Source organism: Microbacterium sp. HMWF026 (assembly GCF_003061325.1).
In the GTDB taxonomy this organism is placed as follows: Bacteria; Actinomycetota; Actinomycetes; order Actinomycetales; family Microbacteriaceae; genus Microbacterium; species Microbacterium testaceum_E.
In genome coordinates this window covers 1-5442 of record NZ_QAJB01000109.1, presented here as the reverse complement: position 1 = coordinate 5442, position 5442 = coordinate 1, and the positions used below count along the sequence as shown (strand labels likewise).

General features: G+C 64.7%; 6 protein-coding genes and 1 pseudogene. All 7 read left to right on the top strand.

The annotated features are described in order from the left end of the window. Nucleotides 1-431: signal peptidase II (locus DBR36_RS05120; protein WP_108317858.1), on the top strand; the 431-nt coding region annotated here is incomplete at its 5' end. Continuing rightward, nucleotides 428-760 carry a DUF6804 family protein gene (locus tag DBR36_RS05115; RefSeq protein ID WP_076677858.1) on the top strand — a complete coding sequence of 111 codons (333 nt, stop codon included), beginning with the start codon at nucleotides 428-430 and terminating at the stop codon, nucleotides 758-760. The genes DBR36_RS05120 and DBR36_RS05115, both read left to right, overlap by 4 nt. After that, a complete protein-coding gene (locus DBR36_RS05110; protein ID WP_076677856.1) occupies nucleotides 757-1344 on the top strand; it encodes a TlpA disulfide reductase family protein in 588 nt (195 codons plus the stop codon). The genes DBR36_RS05115 and DBR36_RS05110 overlap by 4 nt, the downstream gene beginning before the upstream one ends. Further along, the gene (locus tag DBR36_RS05105) at nucleotides 1341-2108 is read left to right on the top strand and encodes a cytochrome c biogenesis CcdA family protein (protein ID WP_076677854.1); all 768 of its coding nucleotides are present in this window, start codon (nucleotides 1341-1343) and stop codon (nucleotides 2106-2108) included. The genes DBR36_RS05110 and DBR36_RS05105 overlap by 4 nt, the downstream gene beginning before the upstream one ends. A gap of 133 nt (nucleotides 2109-2241) precedes the next feature. Continuing rightward, nucleotides 2242-3777 carry a cytochrome c biogenesis protein ResB gene (locus DBR36_RS05100; protein WP_278100885.1) on the top strand — a complete coding sequence of 512 codons (1536 nt, stop codon included), beginning with the start codon at nucleotides 2242-2244 and terminating at the stop codon, nucleotides 3775-3777. Nucleotides 3778-3787: 10 nt separating this feature from the next. Next, on the top strand, nucleotides 3788-4714 hold the full coding sequence (locus DBR36_RS05095) for a cytochrome c oxidase assembly protein (protein WP_076677849.1): 927 nt from the start codon (nucleotides 3788-3790) through the stop codon (nucleotides 4712-4714). After that, nucleotides 4633-5442 (top strand): annotated as a pseudogene (locus DBR36_RS05090) (apolipoprotein N-acyltransferase); the annotation flags it as partial. The gene DBR36_RS05095 and the pseudogene DBR36_RS05090, both read left to right, overlap by 82 nt.

The window sequence follows — 5442 nt, the reverse complement described above, 5'->3', positions numbered from 1 at the left end:
GACGGGTGCCCATTATTGGGGACGCATTCGGTCTGCAACTCGCCTTCAACCCCGGCGCGGTGCTGGGAACGGGCTCGGGCATGACCTGGGTTCTCACCTTGATAGGCGTGGCAGCCGTTGCCGGGCTTTTCGTCCTGGCGGCCCGCGCGCGAACGGTGGGATGGGCGGGTGGTGTGGGGCTATTCCTCGGTGGAGCTGTCGGCAACCTCATCGACCGTTTCATGTCGCCGCCAGGATTCGCAATCGGCCACGTCACCGACTTCCTTGCATACGGGCGTCTGTTCATCGGCAACTTGGCAGACGTCTTCCTCGCCGCTGGAGCGATAGCGGTTGCAGTGATGCTGATGCTCCGCCAACGCGCCCACAGTGGCACCAAGGTCGCGCCTGCCACACCACCCACGTTCGGGGTTCCCCCGGAGGACAAGCAATGAAAAAGACCAAGACGCCATCTCGGTATCAACGAAACGCCCTCGCCCCCGGTCTGATCGCCGCAGCCGCCCTGTTCGTGGCGCCAGCGCTGCTGGACAGCGGCTGGTTCACGCTTGTGCGCTTCATCGTGGCAATCTTGGCGCTCATCGTCGCCTCGTTCGCCTACCAGGAGCGGCAGCTGTGGTGGGTGCCGGTGTTTGCTGTGATCGCGGTGGCATGGAACCCGGTGCTCCCCATCCCCGCTGAAGGTGTTGTCTGGACCGCGGCGCAACCCGCAGCCGCAGTCGTCTTCCTTGTCGCGGGAGCCATCATCAAGAGGGAGCGGGCATGAATCGCAAACTCCTCGCCCTCGGCACGGCGCTCATCATCGTCGGCGTGATGAGCGGTTGCACCGCCACGACCCAAACAACGGACGCCGGCGCGGGCGCATCGTTCTCCGATGGGAATTTCCAAGTGGCCGAGATTGCCCCGTCGGACAGAGGCGAACCCGTTCAGTTCGAAGGCGTCATCGAAACCGGTGAAACCGTCACCAGCGACGACTACCGAGGTGAGGTGCTCGTGGTGAACTTCTGGTACGCCGCCTGCGGACCGTGCATCGTCGAGGCTCCCATGCTCGAGGAGGTCTTTCTGCGCTTCCAGAACGAGGAAGTCGACTTCCTCGGAGTGAACACCTACGACCAAGCTGAGACAGCACTCTCTTTCGCGCGCGAGAACAACGTCACCTATCCCAGCGTCATCGACGTCAATGACGGTCAGGTGAAACTCGCCTTCGCGCAACTCACCCCGATCCAGGCCACACCCACAACGCTCGTAATGGACCGCCAGGGTCGCCTCGCCGCCCGCATCATCGGCCAACTTCCCAGCGCGTCCATCCTGTCCACCATCGTCGCGGACACGCTGGCGGAGAGACCATGAGCGCCGGGGCGCTCGTCGTCGACGGCGCACTCTGGCTTGCCATCCCCCTCGCCCTGGTCGCCGGTCTCATCTCCTTCCTATCGCCCTGTGTCCTACCGCTGGTGCCCGGCTACCTCGGGTACCTCGGCGGTGTGGCCGCCCCTCCCACCTCCACAACCGGAGGAGACGGTGCGACGACGGTCACCACACGCCCGCGGCTCGTAGCAGGCGTCCTGCTCTTCATCGCCGGATTTACTGTGGTCTTCGTCGCCGTGACCGTCTTGGGGGGATTCTTCGGGGTGGCGCTCTCGCGCTACGCCGATCTCCTTACCCGCGTCTTCGGCATTGTGAACATCGTCCTGGGGCTGGTCTTCACAGGCGCAATCCGGCTTGGACAGCGTGGCATGCGTCCGACCCTCCGTCGTCGAGCCGGGCTCGTCGGCGCTCCGCTTCTCGGGTTCTCACTTGGTGTCGGCTGGACACCGTGCATTGGCCCCACACTCGCAGCAATCCTGTCCGTGTCGTGGAACCTTGGTGACCCCGCCCGAGCCGGGCTCCTCGGTCTGTCTTACTCACTCGGCCTCGGAGTGCCCTTCCTCGTACTGGCGCTCGGATGGGGGTGGGCTGCGCGGTCCGTCACAGTCCTCCGCACTCACATCCGCACACTCAACCTCATCGGAGGCGCCGTGCTCATCCTGCTCGGGCTGCTCATGGTGACGGGCGTGTGGACCTCGCTCATGTCACTTCTGCAACAGGTGGTAATCAATGTCCCCCTCCCGCTCTGATACCCGCCACGTCGATTCAGACCCGCGGCGGCCGGCGGACCATCCTGACGGGGCCCCGAACGATCAAGACGGCCCACAGGTAAAGCTGGATGGCAAAGGGTGGCTCCGCTGGACATGGCGCCAGCTCACCAGCATGCGCACCGCGCTCATCCTCCTGCTCTCCCTCGCCCTGGCCGCAGTACCCGGCTCACTGTTTCCTCAACGAGGCGCCGACCCCAACGGCGTCATCCAATGGGAGCGCAACAACCCCGAGTGGTTCCCGTTCCTCGACGCCGTCGGATTGTTCGACGTTTACTACTCGCCCTGGTTCTCGTCCATTTATCTGCTGCTGTTCGTATCCCTCATCGGGTGCGTCATCCCGCGGGCGAAACACCACTACCGCGCTCTCAAAGGACAACCGCCGCGCACACCCATCCGGTTCGCTCGACTCCCCGAACACCTCGAGCGAGCCATCCCCGGCGAGCATCTCACCCCCGCGGCAGCTTTGGATCTTGCCGAAACAGAACTCGCCCGGCGTCGCTATCGCGTCCGCCGCTACGACGGGAAGGGGTGGACCTCCGTTTCGGCCGAACGCGGGTACCTCCGCGAGACCGGCAACCTGCTCTTTCACATCGCCCTGGTCGGCGTGCTCGTCTCCGTCGTCGTCGGCAAGGCGTTCGCCTACACCGGCCAGCGCGTCGTGGTGGAGGGGACAACCTTCGTCAACACCCTCAGCGACTTCTCCTCCTTCGACCCCGGCCGTTTCGCGGACGGATCCAACCTGACGCCGTACTCCCTCACGCTGGACCGTTTCGACGTCACCTACCAGCCAGCAGGCTCCCCTGGCGGTGGGCAAGCGGGCGACTTCGCCGCCAACGTCACGATCAGATCCCCCGGAGCAGACGACCGAACCGAGCGGGTGGTCGTCAACTACCCCATCACTGTAGGGACCGACCGCATCCATCTCCTCGGAAACGGTTACGCGCCTACCCTCACCATCCGTGACGCGGAAGGTCAGATCGTTTATAGCGACTCACTACCCTTCCTCCCGCAAGACTCCAACATGACCTCACTAGGCGTCGTGAAAGTTCCGGATGGCTTGCCGCAGCAGCTCGGGCTGATCGGCTTTTTCTACCCCACACAGGACACCTTGCCCTCAGGTGCCGCCACCTCGATCTACCCCGACGTAATCAACCCCGTCATCACCCTCAACGCATTCGCAGGCGACCTGGGCATCGACGATGGAACCCCCCGTTCCGTCTACGCCCTGGAAGTTGACCAACTCACCCAGCTCACCGGCGGCAACACCGGACAGGAATCCATTGAACTCAGGCCCGGTACCACCGGTGCGCTGCCCAACGGGTGGGGCACCATCACCTGGGAGGAAGCCGACGGTGCTCCGGTGAAACGGTTCGCGTCCCTGCAGATCCAACGCGACCCCAGCAGCGGCTGGGTCCTCGCGTTCTCTGTGCTGGCCTGCGTCGGGCTGTTCACCGGACTTCTCATACCTCGCCGCCGAATCTGGGTGAAAGTCCACCACTCGGCGACCACAACCGACTCGACGATCCACGTGGAGTACGCCGCCCTCGCCCGAGGAGACGACCCGGGGCTTGCCCGCGCGGTCCAGCACCTAGCGGAGGCTCACACAGAAGTGTGTGAGCGGGCGAATACGGCCGCGCAGCCACGATAGGTCCACAGCTATGAACGCCCCCCTCGACCTTGGCGACTACCTGCTGCCCGCAGCGCACCCCTTTACCCTTTTGCCGGGCGCCGCAACGGTGATGGCCACCATCTACCTCCTCGGGGCGCTGCGTCTGTGGCGGCAGCATCGACGGTGGTCGGTGTTGCGCACGGTGAGCTTCGTCTCCGGCTGCGCAGCCCTCGCCGCCGTCACCGGCCTCGCTGTAGAGGACTACGGCAAAGCCCTGCTTTCGGTGTTCATGTTTCAGCAGCTGACATTGATGATGGCCATCCCACCGCTGCTCGTGCTCGGTTCCCCGGGAACCCTTCTGCTGCGTGCCACCCCGCACCGCGGCGTCGGAAAAAGTGTCCTCAAAGTGGCGCACGGCGCGTTGCGGTGGCGAGGGTCAAGATGGGCCCTAAGCCCCTGGGTCGCATTACCCGCCTACCTCGCGGCCTTCTACGGCCTGTACATCGCAGATCTGCTCGATCCCGTCCTAGCCCTCCCCGGCGGTCACACCGCCTTAGAATCGGCGTTCCTGATCAGCGGGATCCTGTTCACCATCCCGGTGCTCTCCACAGATCCACTACCGGTCCGCATGAGCCACGGAGGACGGGCACTCGACCTTTTCGCTGAGGCAGCGTTGCACGCCTTCTTCGGGGTGTTCCTCATGATGGCGACCAGTCTGGTAGTAGGAACATTCGCTGAATCGACCATTGCCCTAGGGATCGACCCCATCGAGGACCAACGCGTAGCCGGCGGTCTTGCATGGTCCTATGGCGAGGCGCCCACACTCATCATGATCCTGATCGTGATGCACCGGTGGTTCCGGCACGACTCCGTTCGTGACGCCGCCGCAAGCAGATGGGCGGACGCGCACGGGGATCCAGAGCTCGACGAGTACAACGAGTACCTGCGCCGTCTAGAGAAAGGCGGGTCCGCATGACAGCACTTCGAGGGGCAACCGGCGCGCTGCGCATGCCCTCTATGTGGACCAGCGGCACGGATTCCTTGCCCGTGACGGCGGCGTTGCCCTTGGCGGCAGCGGCGGGGTTGCTGATGGATGCGGCCACACCGGACCTCGGATGGTGGCCGCTTGCTTTCGTGAGCGTGACGATCCTGCTCGCGGCTCTCCTCGGAAGAGGCACGCTCGCTTCCTTCGTCGTGGGTTGCGTCTTCGGGGCCGTGTTCAACCTTGCCCACCTCGTATGGGTGGCGCAATTCCTCGGACCAGTGCCCTGGTTGGCCCTCAGCGCCCTGCAGACAGTCCTGATCGGTGTCAGCAGCATAACCATCACCCTCACCTACCGTTGGGTGAAGGTACGTAGGCTCGGCGGGGCCTTAGACCTGCTGGGTATCCCCGCGCTGGTAGCAGCCCTGTGGGCCGCGCGGGAAGTACTTGTCGGAATGTGGCCGTACTCGGGCTTCCCCTGGGCACGGGTAGGAATGACGCAAGTGTCGGGACCATTTCCTGAAGTGGCGTCCTGGGTGGGAACGACGGGTGTGACCTTCCTCGTCGTGGGCGTGTGCGCCGCCCTCGTGCAGGCCCTCAGACCGGGGCGTCGCACTCTGCGTGCCGGCGTGCCGGCGCTCGTGGGAGTCCTGCTCATGGCGGTCACACCCCAGTACGCCACCCGGAGTATCGGAACGTTCACCGTCGGGTGGGTCCAAGGC